Origin of the sequence: Brumimicrobium salinarum (assembly GCF_002844555.1) — a bacterium.
GTDB lineage: Bacteria > Bacteroidota > Bacteroidia > Flavobacteriales_D > Crocinitomicaceae > Brumimicrobium > Brumimicrobium salinarum.
Window position 1 is genome coordinate 1 of record NZ_PJNI01000061.1, and the last position, 201, is coordinate 201.

Annotated in this window: 1 pseudogene; it reads left to right on the forward strand. The window is 38.8% G+C overall.

The features are described from left to right. Nucleotides 1–201: pseudogene (locus CW751_RS15135) on the forward strand (glucose-1-phosphate thymidylyltransferase); the annotation flags it as partial.

Consider the following 201-nt stretch of genomic DNA (forward strand, 5'->3'; position numbering starts at 1 on the left):
ATGCAAGTCAACTTTTTATTGAAGAAGGAGCAACTGTAGAATGTGCAATTCTTAACGTTAAATCGGGACCAATCTATATAGGAAAGAATGCCGAAATAATGGAAGGTAGTGTTGTTCGAGGTGGTTTAGCCATGGCAGAAAGCAGTGCTTTGAAATTATCAACTAAAGTGTATGGGGCTACTTCTTTAGGACCACACTGTA